Raw genomic sequence first — 22,265 nt, 5'->3', positions numbered from 1 at the left:
GCTCCGGCGCGGCGGCTGCGCCACCCACCGGGCCGGCACTCCCACACCCTCGACATCGAAGGACCCGTGGTGACAGAGCAGACCCAGCAGAGCCCGGTCGTCGTCGGCGGGCGCCCGACGATCTCCCTGTCCGGGATCTCGAAGAACTACGGCGCGGTGGCCGCGCTGACCGACGTGTCGATCGAGGTGCGGCCCGGCGAGGTCCACGCCCTCCTCGGGGAGAACGGCGCGGGCAAGTCGACCCTCATGGGGGTCGCGTCCGGTACCACCCGGCCCGACACCGGCACCATCGAGGTCCTCGGGGAGGTCGTCGACGAACTGACCCCGGCGCTGGCCAGCGGGCTCGGTATCGCCATCGTGCACCAGCACCCGGCGGTGCTGCCCGACATGACCGTGGCGGAGAACATCCTCGTCGCCGTCCCCGGGGAGCACCTCCAGTCCGCCGGTGGCACGACGGCGTCGATGCGCCGGCTGCTCGACGACGTCGGGTTGACCATCCACCTCGAGGACCGCGTCAACGGGCTGAGCCTGGCGCAGAAGCACCTGCTCGAGCTCGCCAAGGCGCTGGCGCTGCGGCCGAAGCTGCTGATCCTCGACGAGCCGACCGCTCCGCTCGGCCAGGACTCGGTGGACCTGCTCTTCGACCGGGTCCGCTCCGCCGCGCAGGAGGGGACGGCGATCGTCTACATCACCCACCGGATGGCGGAGGTGCGGGAGCTCGCCGACCGGGTCACCGTCCTGCGGGACGGCCGCAACCGCGGGACGGTGGTCGTCGACGACGTCACCGACGACGAGCTCCTCGCGATGATCGTCGGGCGCCAGCTGGAGTACACCTTCCCGCCCAAGCACCCGATCGAGGTGGACGGGCCGCCCGCACTCGTGGTCGAGGGTCTCTCCGGCGACGGGTTCTCCGACGTCTCGTTCACCGGCCATCGGGGGGAGATCATCGGTGTGGCCGGCGTCGTCGGCAACGGTCAGGCAGAGCTGCTGCGTGCCCTGGCCGGCCTGACGCGATCGACCGGGACCGTCCGCATCGGCGACCGGGACTTCTCCCCGCGGCAGCTGCACGACACCTCCGCCTACATGCCCGCGGACCGTCATCACGAGGGCCTCATGATGACGATGTCGGTCCGGGAGAACGCCGCGGTCGCGGCCCTCGACCGGCTGCGCACCGGCCGCCTGGTCAGCAGGCGTCGGGAGGTCGAGCTCGTCGGTGCCGAACTGGGCGCCCTGGACGTCAAGGCCCGGTCGATGGAGTCGCCGGTCACCGCGCTCTCCGGGGGCAACCAGCAGAAGGTCGTCATGGCGCGGGCGCTGCTGTCCCAGCCGGCGATCCTCCTCGCGGACGAGCCGACGCAGGGCGTCGACGTGGGAGCCCGGGCGGAGATCTACCGCATCCTCCGGGAGGTCTCGGCCGGCGGCGTCCCGGTGATCGTCGCCTCCTCCGACGCCAAGGAGCTCGAGGGGCTGTGCGACCGCGTGGTCGTCATGTCCCGCGGGCACGTGGTGGCGACGCTCAGCGGCGACGAGGTCACCGAGGAGCGGATGGTCCACGCGGCCGTGTCCTCCACGACCCTGAAGAAGGAAGAGGCGGAGCGGGAGGCACAGACCCCGCGGAGTTCCGGGCTGCGCCGACGCCTCGAGGGGGACTACGCCCCCGTCGTCATCCTGGCCGCCGTCATGGTGAGCCTGGCCGCGTACATCTACACCCAGAACGACCGGTACTTCTTCCCGTTCAACGTCACCTCGGTGATGCTGCTGTGCACCGCCCTCGGGTTCATCGCCATGGGTCAGACGATCGCCCTGATGACCGGCGGCATCGACCTGTCGGTGGGACCGCTGGCCGGCTTCCTCGTCGTCGTCGGGTCCTTCTTCCTCGTCGACGGGTCATCCGCCGGCACGATCGTCCTGGGCCTGGTCCTCATGCTGGTGCTGGCCGCGGCCACCGGGCTGGTCAACGGCTCGCTGATCCGCTTCGGGAGGTTCACGGCCGTCGCCGCCACGTTGGCCACCTACATCGCCCTGCAGGGGTTCAGCTTCCTGCTGCGAGGCGAACCCGGTGGCCTGATCAGCCGCTCCGTGACCGATGCGATCACCTGGACGGTCGGTCCGATCCCGGTGGCCTTCGTCCTCTTCGTCGTCGCCACGCTCGTCATGGAGTTCCTGCTGCGCAGGAGCGGATGGGGACTGCGGCTGCGCGCCGTCGGCTCCGACGAGGAGGCGGCTCGTCGACTGGGCGTCCGCACCACCCGGACCGTCGTGCTGGCCTACGTGGCGGTGTCGGTGTTCACCTTCCTGGGCGCGCTGATCCTGCTGGCCCAGCTGGGCATCGGCGACCCGGCCCAGGGCGTCGGCTACACGCTGAGCAGCATCACGGCCGTCGTGATCGGCGGCACGAGCCTGCTCGGCGGGCGGGGCAGCTTCGTCGGGACCCTCCTCGGAGCGGGCCTGATCGTCCAGCTGCTGAACGCCACGACGTTCCTCGACCTCACCCAGACCTGGCAGTACATCTTCCAGGGCGGGCTGATCGTCGTCGCCGCCGTCGTCTACAGCCAGATCCGCGGCACCCGCCGTGGCGTCGCCCACTGACGGCGACCCCCGAACCACTCCACCCGATCGAGAAGGGAGCAGCCCCGTGCGCGCTGCCCGCTACCACGGCAAGGGCGACATCCGCGTGGAGGACGTCGCCGACGCACAGATCACCGAGTCCGACGACGTGCTCATCGCCCCGTCCTACTGCGGCATCTGCGGGACCGACCTGCACGAGTACGCGGTCGGGCCGATCGTCACCCCCACGTCACCGCACCCCCTCACCGGCGTCACGCTGCCGCAGACCCTCGGGCACGAGTTCTCCGCGCGGGTCGTGGAGGTCGGCCCCGCGGTCCGTGACGTGCGGCCCGGCGACCGGGTCGCGATCATGCCCGCGATCGTGTGCGGGCGGTGCCGGTACTGCCGGCGGGGTCAGGGGCACCTCTGCGTGCAGTTCGCCTGCACCGGCCTGAGCGCCGAGACCGGTGGGATGGCCGAGCTCGCCGTCGTCAAGGAGTACCAGGTGGCCCGGCTGCCCGACGAGGTGTCCGACCTCGAGGGCGCGGTCGTGGAACCGGCCGCCGTGGCCGCGTACGGCGTGGAGCGGGCCGGGGTGACCGGGGGCGACGTCGTCCTGATCACCGGGGCCGGGCCGATCGGTGTGCTGAGCGCGATGTACGCCAGCGCCGCCGGCGCCTCCTCGGTGATCATCTCCGAGCCCAACCAGAACCGGGCCGCACTGGCCCAGCGACTCGACATCGGGCACGTCGTCGACCCCACCACCGGTGCGCTGGACGACCTCGTCGGCGAGCTCACCGGCGGGGACGGCGTCGACCTGGCCGTGGAGTGCTCGGGCAGCACACCGGGCCTGTCCAGCTGCGTCACGCTGACCCGCAAGCGGGCCTCGATCGTGCAGACCGGGCTGCACACCAGGCCGGCCACCCTCGACGCGATGGCGCTGTCGGAGAAGGACCTGACCCTCTACGGCAGCTGGTGCTGGAACACCACCGACTGGCCGCGGATCATCCGGCTCATCGCCACGGGCCAGTACCCGGTGGCCAAGGCCGTCACGGCCGAGATCGCGCTCGACGACGTCGTGCCACGGGGATTCGACACGCTCATCGACCCGCAGGGCGACGAGCTCAAGGTGCTCGTCCGCGCCGGCTCCTGAGCAGGAGAGAAGGGAAGCACTGCCATGACCTCGTTCGGCGACGTGCACCACGTCGGGATCACCGTCCGGGACCTGGAGGAGTCGCTCCAGTGGTACGAGCGGGTCTTCGACGTCCAACGGGAGTTCGTCGCGACCGGCTCGGGCCCCGAGCTGTCGCGGGCGGTCGGGGTCCCGGACGCCGACCTGAGCTTCGCGTTCCTCCGCTTCGGGCCCTGTGTCATCGAGCTGCTCTGCTACGCCAACGAGCGCCAGGAGACCTTCGACCGGTCCAACGCCGACGTCGGCAGCGCGCACGTGTGCATCGACGTCCCGGACCTGCAGAAGGCCTACGAGGACCTCCAGGCCAAGGGCGTGGAGTTCCTCGCTCCACCGCTGGCCATCGACGAGGGGCCGCTCGCGGGGTGCGCCTTCGCCTACTTCACGGACCCCAACGGCGTGACGCTCGAGCTCTTCCAGAGCGCCGCCCACGGCCACCCCTGAGCCCGTCCCCGCATCGACGAGCCGATCCCTCTCGCGGGCGGGAGCGGCGGAGAAAGCGAGATCCGATGAGCAACCGCAGAGCGCTGGTCGTCGGCGCCACCGGCCTGACCGGCCGCAACACCGCCGAGCACCTGGCCGCCACCGGCTGGGAGGTCTACGGCATGTCCCGCCGCCCGGGCGCCGAGGCCGACGGGGTGCGACCGGTCACCGGGGACGCGCTCGACCCCGCCTCGGTCACCGCCGTGGCCGAGCAGGTCCGGGCGACGCACCTCTTCTACTGCACGTGGCTCCGGCAGGACACCGAGGACCGCAACATCGAGGTCAACGGGGCCATGCTCCGCCACACGCTGGACGCGACCGGCGCCGTCGGGACCGTCGAGCACGTCGCCCTGGTCACCGGCCTCAAGCACTACCTCGGCCCGTTCGAGGCGTACGCCCAGAACCCGGCGAAGCCCCCATTCCGGGAGAGCCAGCCGCGGCTGGACTACAAGAACTTCTACTACGACCAGGAGGACATCCTCTTCGCCGCAGCGGACAAGTACGGGTTCCGCTGGTCGGTGCACCGACCGCACACCGTCATCGGCTACGCGCTGGGCAACGCCATGAACATGGGCGTCACGCTCGCCGTCTACGGCACCATCGCCAAGGAGACCGGGCGGCCGTTCGTGTTCCCGGGGTCCCCCGAGCAGTACGACGGGACGACGGACGTCACCGACGCCCGGTTGCTGGCCCGGCACCTCGTCTGGGCCGCCACGTCACCGACCGCGGCGAACGAGGCGTTCAACGTGGTCAACGGCGACACCTTCCACTGGCGTCGCATGTGGGAGGTCGTGGCCTCGGGTCTCGGGGTGGAGCCGGCCCCCTATCCGGGTCACCCCACGCCGCTGGTCGAGCAGATGACCGACGCCGCACAGACCTGGCGGCGCATCGCCGAGCGGGAGGGGCTCGTCGAGGCGGACGTCGACCGGCTCGCCCCGTGGTGGCACACCGACAGCGACCTCGGTCGCACCGTCGAGACCCACGCCGACATGGCCAAGAGCCGGGAGGCCGGCTTCCCCGACGTCCAGGACAGCGAGCGCTCGTTCCTGGACCTGTTCGACCGGCTCCGCCAGGAGCGGGTCATCCCGACCGCGGCGGCGACCACGGTTACGTGAAGTGCTTGTGAACAGAGTCAGGATTCTGTACGCTCTTAGTTAACAGTGATGCGGGTCACCACATCCGCACACTGGCTGTCACGCCACCGCCGAGTGCTCCGTCCACCGGCCAGGTCGCGCGCGCCGCTCAGGCGCCTCCTGCACACCGCCCAGGTGTTCCTCACGCATCCGCATTGCAAAGGGGAAAGTCGCATGAGATCCCGATCCACCACGGCAGCCACGGTCGCCGCTGTCGGCTTGCTGCTGACCGCCTGCTCCACGAATCCCGAGACGGGCGGCAGCGGGGGTGGCGGCACCGCCGATGCCTCGGAGTTGTCCGGCACCGTCACGCTCCTGCTGCCGAACACCACGACCACCCGCTTCACGGAGCACGACGCGCCGGCGTTCCAGGCGGCGATGCAGGACCTGGCGCCCGATGTCGAGGTCGAGGTGCTCAACGCGGAGGGAAGCGCCGACGAGCAGGTCTCCCAGGCGGAGACCGCCCTCAGCTCCGGCACGTCGGCGATCGTCCTCGTGGCCGCGGACCCGACGCTGTCCGGGGCGGTCCTGCAGCGAGCTGCTGCTGATGACGTGCCGGTCATCAGCTACGAGCACGAGGCGCTGGACGGACCGGTCACCTACCAGGTGATGTTCGACCCGCACAAGGTCGGCATCGCACAGGGCGAGTACTTCGCCGAGCACCTGCCCCAGACGGACGGCGGCCCGATCCGGCTGGCCCGACTGAAGGGCAACAGCGGCGACAACTACACCAACCGCAACGAAGAGGGGCAGAACGAGATCCTTCAGCCGCTGATCGACTCCGGCCAGGTCGAGGTGGTGTGCGAGGACTACACGCCGGGCTGGGACCCCGCCGAGGCCCAGCAGCTCATGGAGCAGTGCCTCACCAGGTCCCAGGACCAGGTGGACGCCGTCATGGCGATGAACGACGGGACGGCGAGCGGAGCCATCGCGGCTCTCCAGGGCCAGGGGCTCGCCGGCCAGGTGGCGGTGTACGGCGGCCAGGACGCCAACCTCGAAGCGCTCCGCTTCATCCTCCAGGGACAGCAGGCGGCCACGGTGTTCAAGAACTACCCAGTCGAGGGGCAGGCCGCAGCCGAGCTCGTCGTCGCGGCGCTGACCGGGAACGAGCCCGAGGGCGGCCTGATCAACGGAGAGTTCGACAACAACGCCGAGAAGGTCCCCACCGCGTATCTCGACGTCGAGAGCATCGATGCGTCGAACATGCAGACGGTCGTCGATGCCGGTCTGTACACCAAGGACGAACTGTGCGACGGGCTGACGGGGGTCCAGTTCTGTGGCTGACGACGAGCTGCATGAGTCGCCCGTCGGCGGGACCGGCGGCGCGGCCGCGCGGGACGCCGTGGGCGAGCCGGTCGTGGTGTGCCAAGGGGTCAGCAAGCACTTTGGTGGGATCACCGCCCTCGATGGCATCGACCTCGCGCTTCGCGCCGGCGAGATCACGGCCCTGGTCGGCGACAACGGCGCCGGCAAGTCGACCCTGACGAAGGTCCTGGCGGGCATCTACAGCCCGGAGGAGGGCTCCATCCGGATCCGCGGCGTGGAGCAGCGGTTCCACGGACCGAAGGACGCAGCTGCGGCGGGCATCCAGGTCGTCTACCAGGACCTCGCCCTCTGCGACAACCTGAACACCGTCCAGAACCTCTTCCTGGGTCGCGAGCTGATCGGTCCGGCCGTCGGCGGTCGGCGACTGCGCCGATCGGACATGGAGCGCCGAGCGCACGGTGTCCTCGGCGAGCTCGGGGTCAAGGTGCGCTCCCTCGGCGTGGCGGTGGGGCAGCTCAGCGGTGGGCAGCGGCAGGGGATCGCCATCTGCCGCAGCGTGCTGACCGACCCGGAGGTGGTGCTGCTCGACGAGCCCACCGCGGCGCTGGGTGTCGAGCAGAAGCGGCAGGTCCGGGGCCTCCTCGAGAGACTGCGGAGTCAGGGGCGCGCGGTGATGGTCATCTCCCACGACCTCCACGACGTCCAGGAGCTCGCGGACCGCGTCGTCGTCCTCCGCCTCGGTCGCAAGGTCGCCGAGCTCCGACGCGGGGAGTACTCCTCCTCGGACATCGTCGACGCGATCACCGGCGCCTCGGCCTTCAGTGCGGGAACGCGGTCATGACGGCGACCCACGCACCCGAGGTCCGCAGCAGCGTCCCCCGCGCCCGGTTCAACCTCCTCGAGCACCTGTCGGGACGCATGCGTCTCGTCCCCGTGCTGGCCTCCCTCCTGCTGGTCTGGATGTTCTTCTGGGTGCAGCAGTCCGCCTTCCTCTCTCCGCGCAACCTGACGAACCTGGCGATGCAGACGGTCGTCGTGGCGACGCTGGCACTCGGACTGGTCCTCGTCCTGCTGGTGGCCGAGATCGACCTGTCCGTCGCGGCGCTCAGCGGGGCCGCCGCCGCCATCGCCGGACGCCTGGCGACCGACCAGGGGTGGAACCCCGCTCTGGCCTGCCTCGTCGCGCTCGCCTTCGGGGTCCTCTGGGGATTGGTGCAAGGAACCGTCGTCCGGTACGGGGCCCCGTCGTTCATCGTGACGCTGGGTGGCTCGCTCGCCCTGGGGGGCATCCTGCTGTGGTTGCTGCCCGAGGCCGGGCAGATCAGCCTCGCCAATAGCCCACTGAGGTTCATCGCTGGCGCCTATCTCGACCGGAGCGCCGGGTGGGGCCTGGCCCTCGCCACCATCGTCGGCTACGGCCTGAACACCTGGACCCAGTACCGGGCTCGCCGTCGGGTCGGGCTCGACGCGAGCGTGCCCACGCACCTGGTCCTGCCGATCGCCACGGTGGCGGTTGGGACGCTGGTCGCCGTCTACGTGCTCAACAACTACCGGGGTGTACCGGTGGTCGTGGCCATCCTCATGGCGTTGCTGGTCCTGCTCTCGTACCTGTCGACGCAGACCCGGTGGGGGCTGCGCATCTACGCAGTGGGCGGCAACCGGGAGGCGGCTCAACGGGCCGGGATCCCCGTGACCCGGACGCTGTTGTGGTGCTTCGCGGCCGCCGGCTTCTTCGCGGCCCTCGGCGGCATCTTCGCGGCTTCCCGCCTCCTGGGAGTCTCCAACCAGTCCGGCGGCGGCAGCCTGCTCCTGGAGGCCATCGCTGCCGCCGTCATCGGCGGAACGAGCCTCTTCGGCGGTCGCGGCACCGTCTGGTCTGCGCTCCTGGGGGCGCTCGTCATCGGCAGCATCTCGAACGGGATGGACCTCCTCGGCTACCCGACCGAAGCCAAGCTGGCCGCCACGGGCGCGATCCTCGTGCTGGCCACGCTCTCCGACGTCGTCATCAGCCGCGGCTCCCTCCGCTGGCCGCGTCAGTGATGGAGGGGGAGACGATGCAGACGAGCGCAACCCCGTGCTACGCGGTCTCCGACGACACGACCGGGGCCGGACTGCGACTCGTGACCGTGCAGCTGGAGCCACCGCGCGAGCCGGTCGACCGGGACCACCTCATGACCCAGGGGGTCGTGGACGTGGTCAGCCACCTGGTCCGGGCCACCGAGGGCACCCCGGCCCCGGTTGTGGTGGATCTGCGGTTCGGCGACGGGCACGACGGCGTTCCCCCGCTGGAGGGCTTCGTCGAAGCCACCCGGGGGCTCGTCCAGTCGTACGTCCTCGAGCGCCGACAGGACATCGGGCCCGTCAACGTCGTGGTCAGTCGCGCAGACCAGGACCACGACCGTCAGATCACGTGGGACTACCTTGCTGGCGCAACCGGCTCATTCTCGCGGGGCGCCACCTACGACCTGCGGGAGGTGACCTCGTGAGAGCCCTGGTCACCGGAGCAGCAGGCGGTATCGGCTCTGCTGTCGCCGAGGCGTTCGAGAACGGCGGTCACGGGGTCCTGCGCCAGGACCTGCGTGCACCAGCCGACGGGCCCGAGGAGTTCGTCGTGGGGAACCTGGCCGACAACGACGTCCTGGCTGAGCTCACCCGGCGCGTCGAGACCGAGCAGATCGACTGCGTGGTCGCCGCCCACGGCGTTGCCGGCGCCGTGGACCTCCGCAACATCTCGGCGGAGCGGACCCGGTTCGTGATGACCGCCAACACCGTCTCGGTCCTCAAGCTGTACGAGGCTGTGGCGCCCGTGCTGCGTGAGCGTTCCGGGGCCTTCGTGGTGGTCGCGAGCCAGGCCGGACTCGTGGGTGAGGCGAACAACGGCGTCTACTGCGCGTCCAAGTTCGCACTCGTGGGCTGGGCACGGGCACAGGCCCGTGCCGACGCAGGTGCGGCGCCACGCCTCCGGCTGCTGTGCCCGGGGGCCACCGAGACACGCCTGTTGGTCGATGCCTTCCAAGGCATGGCCGACAGTGCGGGGACGTCCTACGAGGAGGTCCTCGGTACGCGGGAGGCCGCGATACCGGGCGGCCGTCTGGGTCGCCCCGCTGAACTGGGCGCTGCCGCCGTCTGGCTGGCGGGGCTGACGACCTCCTCCTGCATCGTCGCCGCAGTCACCGGGGGCGAGGTCCTGCACTGAGCCGACGCGGCAGGACCGCCAACTGATCCCTGCTCTCATCGAGAGGAACCAACCCATGAAGGCCGTTCAGTTCCAGGACGTCGACGAGCTCGCGCTCGCGGAGATCGACACCCCGTCCATCAAGGACGACGAGGTGCTCGTGGCCTCGCGGTCGGTCGGCATCTGCCACTCCGACTTCGAGCTGCTCGAAGGCCGCTACATCATCCCGTTCGACTACCCGATCATCCCGGGCCACGAGTGGGCCGGGGAGATCGTGGAGGTCGGCCGCGACGTCACCGACTTCAAGCCCGGCGACCGCGTGGTGGGGGAGTGCGTCATCGGGGAGGACCACTTCGGGTTCTCGATCTCCGGTGCCGCGGCCGAGTACTTCGTCGCGCGGCCGGAGTGGCTGCACCGCGTGCCGGAGCAGCTCACCGACACCCAGGCCGCGCTCGTCGAGCCGTTCAGCTGCGCCTACTTCGCGGCCATGCGGGCGGACAACCTCAACGCCAGTGACACGGCCGTGGTGTTCGGCGCCGGCCCGATCGGGCTCAGCTGCGTGGCCGTGGCCTCCACCCTGGGTGCCCGGGTCATCGCCGCTGAGCCCAACGCCTCGCGGGCGGACCTGGCACGGCAGCTGGGTGCCGAGGAGGTCGTGGACCCGACGGCCGACGGCTTCCTCGACACGGTGATGGAGCTGACCCGGGGGCGGGGGGCGGACGTGGTGCTGGAGGCCTCGGGGCAACCGGCCGCCATGGCCGCGACCCTGGAGGTGGCCGGCTTGAACGCGCGGCTGGTCAACATCGGCATCGACGTCGGCCGCAGCGCGCCGGCGCAGCTGGGTCTGATCCAGTCCAAGCAGCTGCAGGTCCGCGGCAGCATCGGCTCACCGGGGGTGTGGCCGCAGACGCTGCGCTTCCTCGCCCGCACCGGTCTGGACCTCGCGCCGATGGTGACCCGCCGGTTCGCTCTCGACGAGGCTCCCGACGCCTACGCCGCCGCCCGGCAGACCGGGGAGAACATCAAGGTGCACATCGAGAACCGGAGCACGCGGTGAAGGCGCTCGTCCTGCACGCCGCGGGGGACGCCCGGATCGAGGAGCGTCCCGAACCGCCGGCCCCGGGTCCCGGCGACGTGCGGCTCAGGGTGGTGCGGGCCGGGTTGTGCGGCACGGACGCCACCGAGTTCGCGGCCGGCCCGGTGATGACCCCGCTGCAGCGGCGCCACCCGGCCAGCGGCGCGCAGGGGCCGGTCGTCCTCGGGCACGAGTTCATCGGCGTCGTCGAGGAGGCCGGGTCCGCGGTGGACCGGTTCGCCGTCGGCGACCGCGTGGCCGCCGGCGCCGGTGTGTGGTGCGGCCGCTGCGACTGGTGCCGCCGCGGGCAGACGAACCTCTGCGCGTCCTACTGGACCTTCGGCCTGTCCGCCGACGGTGGCCTCACCGAACGCATCACGGTCCCCGCCGCGATGCTGCACCCGATCGCACCGCACGTCTCCGACGACAACGCCGCCCTGGCCCAGCCCCTCGCCGTCGGCTTCCACGCCGTGGACCGCAGCCGCATCCGGCAGGGGGACGTCGTCGTGGTCCACGGGGCCGGCGCGATCGGCTCCTTCGTCGTCGCCGGCGCCGTGGCGGCCGGCGCAGGCGCAGTGGTCGCCGTCGACGTGGACCCCGGCCGCCTGGAGGTCGCGACCCGACTGGGCGCCACCCACACCGTCGACGCCCGGGAGGCCGACCCCCTGGAGGTCGTGCGCGAGCTGACCGGGCCCGCGTTGGCCGATGTCACCGTCGAGGCCAGCGGGCTGGCCGACGGCATGTCCCGGGTGCAGCGGCTCACCCGACGTGGCGGCACGGTGCTGCTCGTCGGCCTGCCCAAGAAGGAGGTGTCCTTCAACGCCGTCGACCTGATCCTGCGCGAGATCGACGTGATGACGACGGTCGCGCACGTGTGCGACACGAACCTGCCCGCGGCGCTGGACCTGCTGGCCCAGCGCGACCTGGCCTCCCTGCTGGTCGAGAAGGTCGTTCCCCTGGATCACGCCGTGGAGGACGCCCTCGTGCCCATGGCCGAGGGGGCCGCGCGGGGGAAGCTCCTGGTGGACACCGAGGTGACGGCATGAGCGAACGGCAGCTGTTCAGCGAGGAGCGGTCGGCCGAGGTCGTGGCCGCCAGCTTCGCCAGCACCCCGGATCCGCGGCTCGAGCAGGTGCTGACCTCGCTGGTGCACCACCTGCACGCGTTCGTCAAGGACGTGGAGCTGACCGAGGAGGAGTGGGGCGTCGCGATCGACTTCCTCACCCGCACCGGGCACATGAGCAACGACGTGCGGCAGGAGTTCATCCTGCTCTCCGACGTGCTGGGCGTGTCGATGCTGGTGGAGACGATCAACCACCGCACCGGCGGCACGTCGACCGAGTCCACCGTGCTCGGGCCGTTCCACATGGTGGCGTCCCCGGCGAGGGAGCTGGGCGACGACATCAACCTCGACCGCAAGGGCACCCCGTGCCTGGTGTCGGGGCAGGTCACCGGCCCGGACGGCGAGCCGCTGGCCGGGGCGTCGGTGGACGTGTGGCAGACCAACGAGGACGGCTTCTACGACGTCCAGCAGCCGGGCATCCAGCCGGCCGGGAACCTGCGCGGGTTGTTCACCGCCGACGAGCAGGGCCGGTTCTGGTTCCGCTCGGTGGTGCCGCGCTTCTACCCGATCCCCGACGACGGTCCGGTCGGGCAGCTGCTGGCCGCGACCGGACGGCACCCCAACCGGCCGGCGCACCTGCACTTCATCGTCGCCGCCCCGGGCTATCGGCCGGTGACCACGCACGTGTTCGTCGCCGATTCCCCCTATCTGGACTCCGATGCGGTGTTCGGGGTCAAGGAGAGCCTGATCCGCGAGGTGTCGGAGGTCGACGACCCGGCCCGGGCCGCGGAGCTGGGGCTGCCCAACCCGTTCCGGACGCTCACGTTCGACCTGACGCTGCTGCGGGCCGGCGACGCCCCGCCGGCCGCTCAGCCGGCCGAGGTGCAGCCGACCGTGGTGCGGGGGGCGCCGTCGTGATCGCCCCGTTCACCTATCAGGCGCTGCCCATGCGAGTGGTGTTCGGCGCCGGCTCCCTGGCCTCGTTGCCCGACGAGGTCGCCGCGCTCGGGCTGACCCGGGTGCTGGTGCTCTGCTCTCCCGAGCAGGAGGACACCGGCAGGCAGGTCGCCGGCGCGCTCGGCGACCGCGCGGCCGGCGTGCTGCCCGAGGCGCGCATGCACGTGCCGATCGAGGTGGCGGGTCGTGCCCGGGACCTGGCCCGCGAGCTGGGCGCCGACGGCTGCGTGGCCGTGGGCGGCGGGTCGGCGGTCGGGCTGGGCAAGGCGATCGCGCTGGAGCACGACCTGCCGGTGATCGCCGTCCCCACCACCTACGCCGGCTCGGAGATGACCCCGGTCTGGGGGCTCACGGAGGGCGGTCAGAAGCGGACGGGGCGGGATCTCCGGGTGCTGCCCAAGAGCGTGCTCTACGACCCCGAGCTCACCCTCACCCTGCCGGCGGGGCTGTCGGCCACCAGCGGGATGAACGCGATCGCGCACGCCGTGGAGGGCCTGTACGCGCCCGACGCGACGCCGATCGTCTCGCTGATGGCCGAGGAGGGCACCCGGGCACTGGCCGCCGCGCTGCCGGCGGTGGTCGCCGACGGGTCCGACCTCGACGGGCGTGGGGAGGCGCAGTACGGGGCGTGGCTGTGCGGCGCGGTGCTGGCCGCGACCACGATGTCGCTGCACCACAAGCTGTGCCACACGTTGGGCGGCACCCTGGACCTGCCGCACGCCCAGACCCACACCGTCGTCCTCCCGCACGCGCTGGCCTACAACCAGCCCGCCGCACCCGGCGCGGTCGCCGCGCTCTCCCGGGCGCTCGGCGGCGTGCCCGACCCGGCGCGGGAGCTGTGGCAGCTCGCGGGCCGGCTGGGCGCCCCCCGCTCGCTGGCCGAGCTGGGCATGACCGAGGACGACATCCCGCGGATCGCCGAGCTGGCCGTCGCCGGGGGGGCCGGGGCGGGCTATCGCAATCCACGCCCGGTCACCCGGGACGGGGTGGAGTCCCTGCTCCGTGCCGCGTGGGCGGGAGAACCGCCGGACGCCCTGCGGCGCTAGCACGGCGGCACCGACCGGGCGACGCCCGGCCGGTTGCCCGAGACCGGTCTCCAGCGGACGTGCAGGCCGGTCGCCTCTCGTCTCAGCGTCTCGCTGGCCGCAGCGAGACGGAACCCAAGGTCCAGGAGGTCAGTCATGCAGGTCGGGTTTGCCGGTCTGGGCCGGATGGGGCGCCCCATGGCGCGCCATCTGGCGCTCGCCGGTCACCGGGTCGTCGGGTACGACCCCGCGGTCCCCGCCGGCGCCGTGCCCCCCGAGCTGGAGGTCGCCGGCGTCGAGGTGGTCGAGGACGCGTCCCGGCTCGCCGCGACCGAGGTCTCGGTGAGCATGCTGCCGGACGCCGCGGCCACCGGGAGCCTGCTCCTCGGCGAGCGCGGGATCCTGGCGCACTGCGGACCCTCCCACGTGCACGTGGTCATGGGGACCGTGGGTGCCGCCGCGGTCCGGGCGCTCGCGGACGAGGCACGCGCGGCAGGCGTCGCGCTCGCCGACGCTCCGGTGTCCGGCAGCGTGAGCATGGCCGAGACCGCCGCCATCACGGCGATGGTCGGCGCGGAGCCGGAGGTGTTCGCCGCCGTGCGGCCCCTCCTCGCCGCGATGACCCGGGCCCAGTTCCACACCGGGCCGGTCGGGTCCGGGTCGGCCGCCAAACTCGCCGTGAACCTCGCGCTGGCGTCCTTGAACCAGGCCGTCGCGGAGGCGCTCGTCGTCGCCCGGGCCGACGGGATCGACCCCGAGGTGTTCTACGACGTCCTCCAGGCCAGCGCCGTGGCCGCGCCCTACGTCTCCTACAAGCGCGAGACGTTCCTGCGACCGGAGAGCGTCGACGTCGCGTTCCCGGTCTCCCTGCTGCACAAGGACGTCGGTCTGGGTCTGGAGCTCGCCCGCGAGCACCACCTGGACCTGCCGGTCGCGACCACGGTCGGTCGCGTCCTCGAGGACGCCCGGCGAGCCGGCCTGGCCGACCGGGACATGGCCGAGGTCCTGCGCCTGCTCCGCAACGACAACCAGTTGGAGGAACGATGACCCTGTCCGACACGCTCACGACCAGCCAGATCGACGACCTCGAGGACCGTCGCTACGCGGCGATGGTCGACGCCGACCTCGACGCCCTGGACGAGCTGCTCAGCGACGACGTGAGGTACGCCCACTCCAACGCGTCGGTCGACAGCAAGGCCTCCTACCTGGAGATGCTGCGCAACGGGACGCTCGTCTACCACAGCCTGGAGCACACGACCGAAGCAGTCGTGAGCCGACCCGGGGTGGTGGTCGTCGGCGGCACGATGTCGGGCTCCATCCACATGAACGGGGCCGCGAAGACGCTCAACAGCCGGGTCGCCGCCGTCTGGGTCGCCGAGGACGGACGGTGGCGGCTGCTGGCGTTCCAGCCCACCCCCATCCCCGCGTGATCCGCAGGACCCACCGCACGCTGCGCCCGTCGTCCCGGCCGACACCCAGCTCCGGGGGACCCGATCTCGAGAGGGAGCGAACATGAGCGGTCGACTCTCAGGTCGCGTCGCGTTCATCACCGGCGCCGCGCGGGGGCAGGGGAGAGCGCATGCCATCGCGCTGGCCCGTGAGGGTGCCGACGTCGTCTGCCTGGACGTCCCGGGCAGCCTGGAGACGCTGCCCTACTCCCCGGGGACGGCGGAGGACCTCGAGGAGACGGTCGCCGCCGTCGAGGCCCTGGACCGGCGGGCCATCGCCGTGCACGGGGATGTGCGCCGGCAGGAGGATCTCGACGCCGCCGTCGAGCGTGCAGTCAGCGAGCTCGGCCGACTGGACATCGTGCTGGCCAATGCCGGCATCTGGGGCCTCACCCCGGCGTGGGAGATCACCGAGCAGCAGTGGGCCGAGATGGTCGACGTCGTCCTGGCCGGCCCGTGGCGGACGGTGAAGGCGGCCGCGCCCCACCTGCTGGCCCAGGGCAGCGGATCGGTGGTCCTCACGTCGTCGGTCAACGGACTCGAGGCCGGTCCGAACTTCGCGCACTACACCGCGGCCAAGCACGGCGTCATCGGGCTGATGAAGAGCCTCGCCGTGGAGATGGCGCCGTACGGCGTGCGGTGCAACGCCATCTGTCCCGGCTTCGTGGACACGAAGATGAACGACTGGCAGGGGTGCTACGACATGATGGCCGGCCACCCCGGCGGCACTCCGGAGGACCGCGTGGAGAGCAGCCGCAACTGGAGTGCGCTGGCCGGACGGGCCATGCTGACGCCGGAGACGATCAGCCGGGCCGTCGTGTTCCTGGCCTCGGACGACGCGGCCGACATCACCGGCGTCGCCCTGCCCGTCGACGGCGGCCACACGGTCCTGCCGAGCTTCAACACCGCCCCTGTCCGCGAGCCGCTGTCCTGGTCGCCCCGCACCTCGGACGCCCGCTGACACGGCTCCGACGGGCACGACCAGGCCGCGGGGTCGGTCCGAGCGCCGGGGCGGCACCGCGGGCGGCACCACCCCGATGACGTCGGCGCCATGGAACTGCCCGAGGGTCGCGTCGGCGCCAGGGTCCAGGCTTCGATCGCTCGGAGGCCGACCACGCCGACGACGATCAACCCGAGGAAGAGCAGTCGCCCGGGAGTGGCCCGTTCCCCCAGCAGGACGGTCCCGGCGACCGCGACCCCGACCGCGCCGATGTCCACCGGCCCGGGATCCTCGGGTCCGTGTCCGTCGGCGGCGTCCTCCGGGAGGTGCGGCACCACCGGTCGGGTCGCGCCTGGCGGCTGGTGCGAGCGGCCGCTGTCGACCGGGCCGGACGCGATGAGGAGGACGCCCTCCTGCGGGATCCTGGTCTCCACCGAGCCCGCTGGACCGACGCCGGTCGATCTCATGCACCGGAGGCCGCGGCGAGACCCGGCTGCGTCCTGGACTGCGTCGCGCGGAAGAGCGACGGGGCGATGCCGTACCGGTCGGTGAACGCCTGGCGCAGCCCCTCCGCCGAGGAGAACCCGCAGCGCGCGGCGATCCGGTCCACGGGCAGGTCGGTCGAGGTCAGCAGGTGCGTGGCGGCCTCGGTGCGGACCTGGCGCACGTACCGGGCCGGCGTCTGCCCCAGGTGGGTGACGAACAGCCGGGTCAGGTGCCGCTCGCTCACCCCGGCACGCCGTGCGAGCGCCGTGACGCTGAGGTCGGCGTCCAGGGACCCGGCGATCGTGGCGACCAGGTCCCGGACGAGGTGGTCGTCGGGCGCCGGCGCGGCGACGAACATGCTGATCTGCGCCTGGTTGCCCGGGCGCTGCAGGTAGGTCACCAGGCCGCGGGCGACCTTGCGGGCCAGCGCCGCGCCGTGGTCCTCCTCGATGAACGCCATCGCCAGGTCCAGGGCGCAGGTGACCCCGGCGGCGGTCGTGACGGCGCCGTCCCGGATCCAGATCGGTGCGGGGTCGACCTGCACCGCGGGATAGCTGGTGGCCAGCCGGTCGGCCCACAGCCAGTGCGTGGTCGCTCGACGACCGTCGAGCAGGCCGGCAGCGGCCAGCACCGTGGCGCCGGTGCACACGGAGGCGACTCGGCGGCTCTCCCGCGCCAGCCGCCGCACGTGTGCCACCAGGCCGGGGTCGCGCGCGGCGGCCTCGTGGCCCTCCCCGCCCGAGACGATCAGGGTGTCGAGTGGGCCGTGCTGCCGTTCGAGGGCGCCCTGGGCCTGGAGGGTCAACCCGGACTGGCAGGCGATGGGTGCGGCCCCGCGGGACACCACGAGCGGCCGGTAGACCGGCCGGGCCCCGATCCGGTTCGCGTAGTCGAAGGTCGTGGTCAGGCAGGCGATGTCGAGCAGTTCGGCCACCGGGTAGCCGACCACCACGACCGGCCGCACCTCCACCGCGTGACCGTGGGTGGGGTCGGCCGGGACCGGCCGGGAGGTCTGCATGTCACGTCCCTCGGTCTGCGGCCGGCTCCGGACCTCTCGGGCACGTGCGGTGCGTGGAGCGGGCCGCGATCTGCGCGTCACGGTCGGGAGCACGGTGGACACGGCGGACTCCTGGATCACGAGACAACGGTTCCGGGGACGAGGACGTGGCCGGCGCATCCACGGCAGCGGCGATGTCGGTCCGGTCGACGGCGGAGTCGACGGCGACGGTCACCGTGCCGGTGGACGGGTCGGCTGCGCGCCTCCGGGGACCGCCCGGCGCAGGAGGGACACCACGAGCGGGCGGTGCACCCGCCGTCGAGCGGTTGTCAGGCCGCGGTCCGTGACGCCCGGTGGAGGCGCCGGGCGATCAGGTGGTCGAGCCCGAGGCGGCCGGAGCCGGTCACGGCGAGGACGAGGCTGAGCAGGCCCAGCGCGATGACGAGCTCGGGGCCGTTGTGGTCCATGGCGAACAGTCCGCTGGTGTGCACGAAGACCCAGGCTCCGATCATGTTCAGCGCCATCAGCACGCCGACGACGGGGACCGCGACGCCGACGATCATCGCGATCCCGCCGACGAGTTCGAAGAGCACGTTGGCCGGCCCGGTGAGGGTGGGCAGGGGGACGCCGGCCTCGGCGAAGAGCCGTCCCACCCCGGCGAGGCCGCCGCCGAAGTCGTACTCGAGCTTGGCGTGCGCGATCATGAGCACGCCGAGCCCGACCCGTGCGACGAGCAGGACGAGGTCGCGGGTGGTCTGGGCGGGGCCGGTGTGCCGGGTGGGCGCGGTGCGGTCGACGGTGGTCATGGTCCTTCTCCCTTCGTGGCGTCGAGCCGGTCCGGTGCGTGTGGGACCGGGCTGAGCCAGGTCCCGGTCGTGAGCGAGCGGGTCTGGTGATGAGGGGTGTGGCGCCGGCGCGGTGCGTGGGCGGTCGGGTGCGGTGGCATGTCGTCCCCTCCCGGGTGTAGGGCTCCAGGGCGGTCGCCGCTGGCGCACCAGGTCGATGGAGCCGGTCCTCGGTAGGACTCCGTGGCGGGCCCGGACTCATCGGGTCAGGCTGCTGCCGGATGCGTCCTGGCGCGTCGGCCACCGGGCGGCTCCTGCGCTACGCCCGGCGACGTACGCCACCGCTGGTCCGCCTCCGGGCCCGCGGCACGGTCGGCACGGGGGCGGGTGGCTACCGGTCGCGGCCGGCCACGATCAGCGCTCCGCGCTTGGTGACGCTCAGGGGTGTGGGCAGCTCGTCGGCCGCCGCGACGGCGATCTCGGCCCGCACCTGGCGGCCGATCAGGTAGTGGCGGATCGCGGCCGCGTCGGGGAGCGTCACCAGGGGCGCGTCCCAGGCGGACACGGTCACCGAGTCGAAGACCCGGGCGAGCAGCCCGGGCGCGTCCTCGGCGTCGAAGCTCGTCGCCGACCGGCTCCAGTACGCCGAGAACTCCGGTGAGTCGGTGCGGGCGATCGTCGCCGCCAGCAGGTGCCCGCCGGCACGCAGCACGCGGCGCGCCTCGCGCAGGGCGGGCATCGGGTCGGGCAGGTGGTAGAGCACGTTGAGCGCGGTGACGGCGTCGACGGCGCGGTCGCGCACCGGCAGCCGGCGCGCGTCGGCCCGCAGCACCGGCGGCGGGTGGTCGCGCAGCAGCGTCTCCGACGCGTCCAGGCCGACCAGCCAGGGACCGGGCGCGGGCAGGGCGGCGCGCAGCGCGCCGTCCGCGCACCCCACGTCGAGGACGGTGCCCGCGCCGAGTTCGCCGAGCAGCCGCGCCACTCGGCCGTACAGGTCGGCACCGGTGTGCGCCCGCGCGGTCCGCATCCCCAGCCGGTAGCGCTCCGGGTCGGTGTCGTAGTCGCACGGCACGTTCACCTGTGGAGCCTGCCGGTCCTCCGAGTCCACGGGTCGTCCCTCGCGCTGGTGGGTGTGGCGGTCGTGCCACCGGCAGGAGGACCTCGGCGCCCTGGGCCGCGGTCACGAGCGGCGGTCGCTCGAGCGCCGGATCGTGCCCCACGGCTTGGCGACCGACAGGGCCATCGCGACGAGGACCAGGGTGCCCGACACGAGGGGCGGGAAGACCAGGTCCCCGACCGCGGGAGGTCCGGTGCCGGCCAGCAGGCCCGCGCGAGCCGCCTCGGACACCTCGCCGACCCCGGGACGCAGCAGGACCAGCACGAGGACGACCAGCACGACGTTGAGGACCAGCTTGACGGCGACCCACCAGTAGCGGACGAGCCCGTACCTGGAGCCGGACCCGAGCAGGATGCCGCTGGCCAGGCAGAGCAGCCCGACGACGACCAGGGGCCCGACGGCGAACAGGCCGAGGGACTGCAGCGCCACGCCCGCCCGCTGCCCGTCGTCGGTCACCAGCGCGGTGCCCACCACGACCCCCAGGACGACGTCGATGCCCAGCCACGCGCCGGCCGCGGCGATGTGCGTGAGGAGGACGGCCCTGCGGGCCCGCCGGCCCAACCGGAACGCCGGCCCCCGTACCGGTCTCGTCGCCACGTCCACCACTGGGCCTCCTGCGTCGGCTGCTCAGTCCGTCCCGGTCACGGTGCTCGCCACGCGCGGGGACGTCGTCGGCCGCCGGGCGACACCGGGTCTACGTCCCGCGGCGTACAGCGCTGCCACGATGACGGGGCTCGTCGGGTGCGCGGTGGGGGTCCGGTCAGCCGGCGAGTCCGGACTGGAAGGCGAAGACCACCAGCTGCGCGCGGTCGCGGGCGCCCAGCTTGACCATCGCCCGGCTGACGTGGGTGCGCGCGGTCGCCGGGCTGACCACCAGCCGTTCGGCGATCTCGGCGTTGTTCAACCCCTCGGCGGCCAGGGACACCACCTCGCGTTCCCGTTCGGTGAGCTGGCCCAGCCGGGGGTGCGGAACGGTGCGCCGGGGACCCTTCTCGACGAACTCCCGGATCAGCGCCCGGGTGGCGGCCGGGGCGAGCAGGGCGCCACCCTCGGCGACCGTGGTGATCGCCTGGAGCAGCTGCTCGGGCGGGGTGTCCTTGAGCAGGAACCCGCTGGCGCCCATCCGCAGCGCGTCGAAGACGTACTCGTCGCGCTCGAAGGTGGTGAGCACGATGATCCGGGTGTGGTCCAGGCCCTCGGTGCCGGTGATCCGCCGGGTGGCCTCCAGGCCGTCGATGCCGGGCATCCGGATGTCCATGAGGACCACGTCCGGTGCCAGGACGCGGGCGAGGGTGACCGCCTCGAGGCCGTCGCGGGCCTCCCCGGCGACGGTGAAGCCGTCCTCGCTCTCCAGCAGGGTGCGCAGCCCGAGCCGGACGAGGTCCTGGTCGTCGACGAGCAGCACCGAGATCACCGGTCACCTCGGGGCAGCCAGGCGCGCACCACGAAGCGGCCGTCGGGCTCGGGACCGGCGCTGAACCGACCCCGCTGGGCGAGCACCCGCTCCCGCATCCCGGTCAGCCCCAGGCCGGCCGCGTCGGGGACAGGCGGCGTGGGCACGCGGTCGGTGTGCGGACTGGAGATCTCCAGGTGGGTGCCGTCGGCCCGGTGGTCGACCACGACGGTCGCCTCCTTGCGGTCCGCGTGCTTGAGCACGTTGGTCATGGCCTCCTGCACGACCCGGTAGGCGGCCAGGTCCACCGCGGGGGGCAGGGGCGAGGGAGTGCCGCGGACGTGGACGCGCACCCGCAGGCCCGCTTCGCGCATCCGCTGGTAGAGCGCCTCGAGGTCGCCGATCCCGGGGCCGGCCGACCTCACGGGCGCCCCGCGGACCATGCCCAGTGTCGAGCGCAGCTCGTCGAGGGCCTGCGCGCTGGTCCGGCTCACCGCTTCCAGGGCGAGGCGGGCCTGCTCGGGCCGCTTGGTCAGCACGTGCAGGGCGACGTCTGCCTGCATCTTGATCGCCGCCAGGCCGTGCCCCACGACGTCGTGCACCTCCTGGGCGACCCTCAGGCGCTCGTCGGCGATGCCGCGTTCGACCGCCGCGCGCCGGCCGGCGTCGATCGAGGCGGCGGTGCTGCCGACGGCGAAGGGCACGGCGACCCAGGCCGACGCCGGGATGAGGGCGAGCGCTCCGGGGAGGGCGGCGCTGTTGACGAACACGTGCAGCAGCAGGACGCCCAGGGCGAGCAGGGCGGCGGGCACCGCGGCGCGCCAGGGCACGTGCCGGGCGACCGTGTGGACGGCGATCGCCATCGGCACCAGCACCGGACCATAGGGATAGCCGATGGCCAGGTAGGCGGTCGTGCCGACGGTGGTCGCGGCCAGCACGGGCAGCGGCCTGTGGCGGCGCCATCCCAGGGCGCCCGCGCACGTGGCGACGAGCAGGTAGCCACCCGCGTCCAGCTGCCGGTCGGCGGGCACCTCCCGGCCCGCCGCCCACGTCCACACCAGCACCAGGACGCCGACGCCGACGGCCACGCCCACGTCGTGCGAGCGACGAGATCCCACCGGCTCATGATCACCGCTCCGCACCACAGTGGCGTCGGACAGCGCGCGGCGCATGCCGTACGTCGGCG

22 protein-coding genes are annotated in these 22,265 nt (G+C 72.7%); 16 read left to right on the top strand and 6 right to left on the bottom strand.

Features of this window, described 5'->3' with window-relative positions; translation table 11 throughout:
- The first annotated feature begins 69 nt into the window (after positions 1 to 69).
- The 16 genes from ACWIX7_RS03850 (at position 70) to ACWIX7_RS03775 (ending at position 16,322) form a co-directional block, all read left to right on the top strand.
- On the top strand, positions 70 to 2,589 hold the full coding sequence (locus tag ACWIX7_RS03850) for an ATP-binding cassette domain-containing protein (RefSeq protein WP_448620299.1): 2,520 nt from the start codon (positions 70 to 72) through the stop codon (positions 2,587 to 2,589).
- Between the two features lie 46 nt (positions 2,590 to 2,635).
- A complete protein-coding gene (locus ACWIX7_RS03845; RefSeq protein WP_448620298.1) occupies positions 2,636 to 3,700 on the top strand; it encodes an alcohol dehydrogenase catalytic domain-containing protein in 1,065 nt (354 codons plus the stop codon).
- 24 nt (positions 3,701 to 3,724) lie between these two features.
- Positions 3,725 to 4,180, top strand: a complete 456-nt coding sequence (locus ACWIX7_RS03840; RefSeq protein WP_448620297.1) for a VOC family protein — start codon at positions 3,725 to 3,727, stop codon at positions 4,178 to 4,180.
- A gap of 65 nt (positions 4,181 to 4,245) precedes the next feature.
- Positions 4,246 to 5,334 carry an SDR family oxidoreductase gene (locus ACWIX7_RS03835; protein WP_448620296.1) on the top strand — a complete coding sequence of 363 codons (1,089 nt, stop codon included), beginning with the start codon at positions 4,246 to 4,248 and terminating at the stop codon, positions 5,332 to 5,334.
- A 153-nt stretch (positions 5,335 to 5,487) separates the two neighbouring features.
- Positions 5,488 to 6,636, top strand: coding sequence for a sugar ABC transporter substrate-binding protein (locus ACWIX7_RS03830; protein ID WP_448620295.1), 1,149 nt, complete (start codon positions 5,488 to 5,490; stop codon positions 6,634 to 6,636).
- The gene (locus ACWIX7_RS03825) at positions 6,629 to 7,459 is read left to right on the top strand and encodes an ATP-binding cassette domain-containing protein (RefSeq protein WP_448620294.1); all 831 of its coding nucleotides are present in this window, start codon (positions 6,629 to 6,631) and stop codon (positions 7,457 to 7,459) included. The genes ACWIX7_RS03830 and ACWIX7_RS03825 overlap by 8 nt, the downstream gene beginning before the upstream one ends.
- Positions 7,456 to 8,658 (top strand): sugar ABC transporter permease, encoded by a 1,203-nt coding sequence (locus ACWIX7_RS03820; RefSeq protein ID WP_448620293.1) that lies wholly within the window; start codon positions 7,456 to 7,458, stop codon positions 8,656 to 8,658. The genes ACWIX7_RS03825 and ACWIX7_RS03820 overlap by 4 nt, the downstream gene beginning before the upstream one ends.
- Before the next feature lie 14 nt (positions 8,659 to 8,672).
- Positions 8,673 to 9,104 carry a hypothetical protein gene (locus ACWIX7_RS03815; RefSeq protein ID WP_448620292.1) on the top strand — a complete coding sequence of 144 codons (432 nt, stop codon included), beginning with the start codon at positions 8,673 to 8,675 and terminating at the stop codon, positions 9,102 to 9,104.
- The gene (locus tag ACWIX7_RS03810; RefSeq protein WP_448620291.1) at positions 9,101 to 9,814 is read left to right on the top strand and encodes an SDR family NAD(P)-dependent oxidoreductase; all 714 of its coding nucleotides are present in this window, start codon (positions 9,101 to 9,103) and stop codon (positions 9,812 to 9,814) included. The genes ACWIX7_RS03815 and ACWIX7_RS03810 overlap by 4 nt, the downstream gene beginning before the upstream one ends.
- A gap of 55 nt (positions 9,815 to 9,869) precedes the next feature.
- Positions 9,870 to 10,850 carry a zinc-dependent alcohol dehydrogenase gene (locus ACWIX7_RS03805; RefSeq protein WP_448620290.1) on the top strand — a complete coding sequence of 327 codons (981 nt, stop codon included), beginning with the start codon at positions 9,870 to 9,872 and terminating at the stop codon, positions 10,848 to 10,850.
- Complete coding sequence (locus tag ACWIX7_RS03800) at positions 10,847 to 11,914, top strand: zinc-dependent alcohol dehydrogenase (protein ID WP_448620289.1); 1,068 nt, start codon at positions 10,847 to 10,849, stop codon at positions 11,912 to 11,914. Before ACWIX7_RS03805 ends, ACWIX7_RS03800 begins: the two co-directional genes overlap by 4 nt.
- Positions 11,911 to 12,849 (top strand): intradiol ring-cleavage dioxygenase, encoded by a 939-nt coding sequence (locus ACWIX7_RS03795; RefSeq protein WP_448620288.1) that lies wholly within the window; start codon positions 11,911 to 11,913, stop codon positions 12,847 to 12,849. The genes ACWIX7_RS03800 and ACWIX7_RS03795 overlap by 4 nt, the downstream gene beginning before the upstream one ends.
- On the top strand, positions 12,846 to 13,934 hold the full coding sequence (locus tag ACWIX7_RS03790; protein ID WP_448620287.1) for a maleylacetate reductase: 1,089 nt from the start codon (positions 12,846 to 12,848) through the stop codon (positions 13,932 to 13,934). The genes ACWIX7_RS03795 and ACWIX7_RS03790 overlap by 4 nt, the downstream gene beginning before the upstream one ends.
- Before the next feature lie 135 nt (positions 13,935 to 14,069).
- Positions 14,070 to 14,960, top strand: coding sequence for an NAD(P)-dependent oxidoreductase (locus ACWIX7_RS03785; protein WP_448620286.1), 891 nt, complete (start codon positions 14,070 to 14,072; stop codon positions 14,958 to 14,960).
- On the top strand, positions 14,957 to 15,343 hold the full coding sequence (locus ACWIX7_RS03780; protein WP_448620285.1) for a nuclear transport factor 2 family protein: 387 nt from the start codon (positions 14,957 to 14,959) through the stop codon (positions 15,341 to 15,343). The genes ACWIX7_RS03785 and ACWIX7_RS03780 overlap by 4 nt, the downstream gene beginning before the upstream one ends.
- Before the next feature lie 82 nt (positions 15,344 to 15,425).
- Complete coding sequence (locus ACWIX7_RS03775) at positions 15,426 to 16,322, top strand: mycofactocin-coupled SDR family oxidoreductase (protein ID WP_448620284.1); 897 nt, start codon at positions 15,426 to 15,428, stop codon at positions 16,320 to 16,322.
- A gap of 442 nt (positions 16,323 to 16,764) precedes the next feature.
- Here the strand turns inward: ACWIX7_RS03775 and ACWIX7_RS03770 are convergent, their stop codons facing one another.
- The 6 genes from ACWIX7_RS03770 to ACWIX7_RS03745 all read right to left on the bottom strand — a co-directional run bounded on the left by ACWIX7_RS03770 (position 16,765) and on the right by ACWIX7_RS03745 (position 22,197).
- Positions 16,765 to 17,805 (bottom strand): GlxA family transcriptional regulator, encoded by a 1,041-nt coding sequence (locus tag ACWIX7_RS03770; RefSeq protein ID WP_448620283.1) that lies wholly within the window; start codon positions 17,803 to 17,805, stop codon positions 16,765 to 16,767.
- Between the two features lie 308 nt (positions 17,806 to 18,113).
- A complete protein-coding gene (locus tag ACWIX7_RS03765) occupies positions 18,114 to 18,590 on the bottom strand; it encodes a DoxX family protein (RefSeq protein WP_448620282.1) in 477 nt (158 codons plus the stop codon).
- Between the two features lie 370 nt (positions 18,591 to 18,960).
- Complete coding sequence (locus ACWIX7_RS03760; RefSeq protein WP_448620281.1) at positions 18,961 to 19,647, bottom strand: class I SAM-dependent methyltransferase; 687 nt, start codon at positions 19,645 to 19,647, stop codon at positions 18,961 to 18,963.
- Positions 19,648 to 19,749: 102 nt separating this feature from the next.
- A complete protein-coding gene (locus tag ACWIX7_RS03755; protein ID WP_448620280.1) occupies positions 19,750 to 20,283 on the bottom strand; it encodes a hypothetical protein in 534 nt (177 codons plus the stop codon).
- 163 nt (positions 20,284 to 20,446) lie between these two features.
- A complete protein-coding gene (locus ACWIX7_RS03750; protein ID WP_448620279.1) occupies positions 20,447 to 21,100 on the bottom strand; it encodes a response regulator in 654 nt (217 codons plus the stop codon).
- Entirely contained in the window at positions 21,097 to 22,197 is a 1,101-nt protein-coding gene (locus ACWIX7_RS03745) for a sensor histidine kinase (protein ID WP_448620278.1), read from the bottom strand. The genes ACWIX7_RS03750 and ACWIX7_RS03745 overlap by 4 nt, the downstream gene beginning before the upstream one ends.
- Positions 22,198 to 22,265 lie beyond the last annotated feature (68 nt).

Source organism: Geodermatophilus sp. URMC 65 (assembly GCF_053502545.1).
Note: the sequence above shows the minus strand (reverse complement) of the source record. Positions and strands in the feature narration are given on the sequence as shown.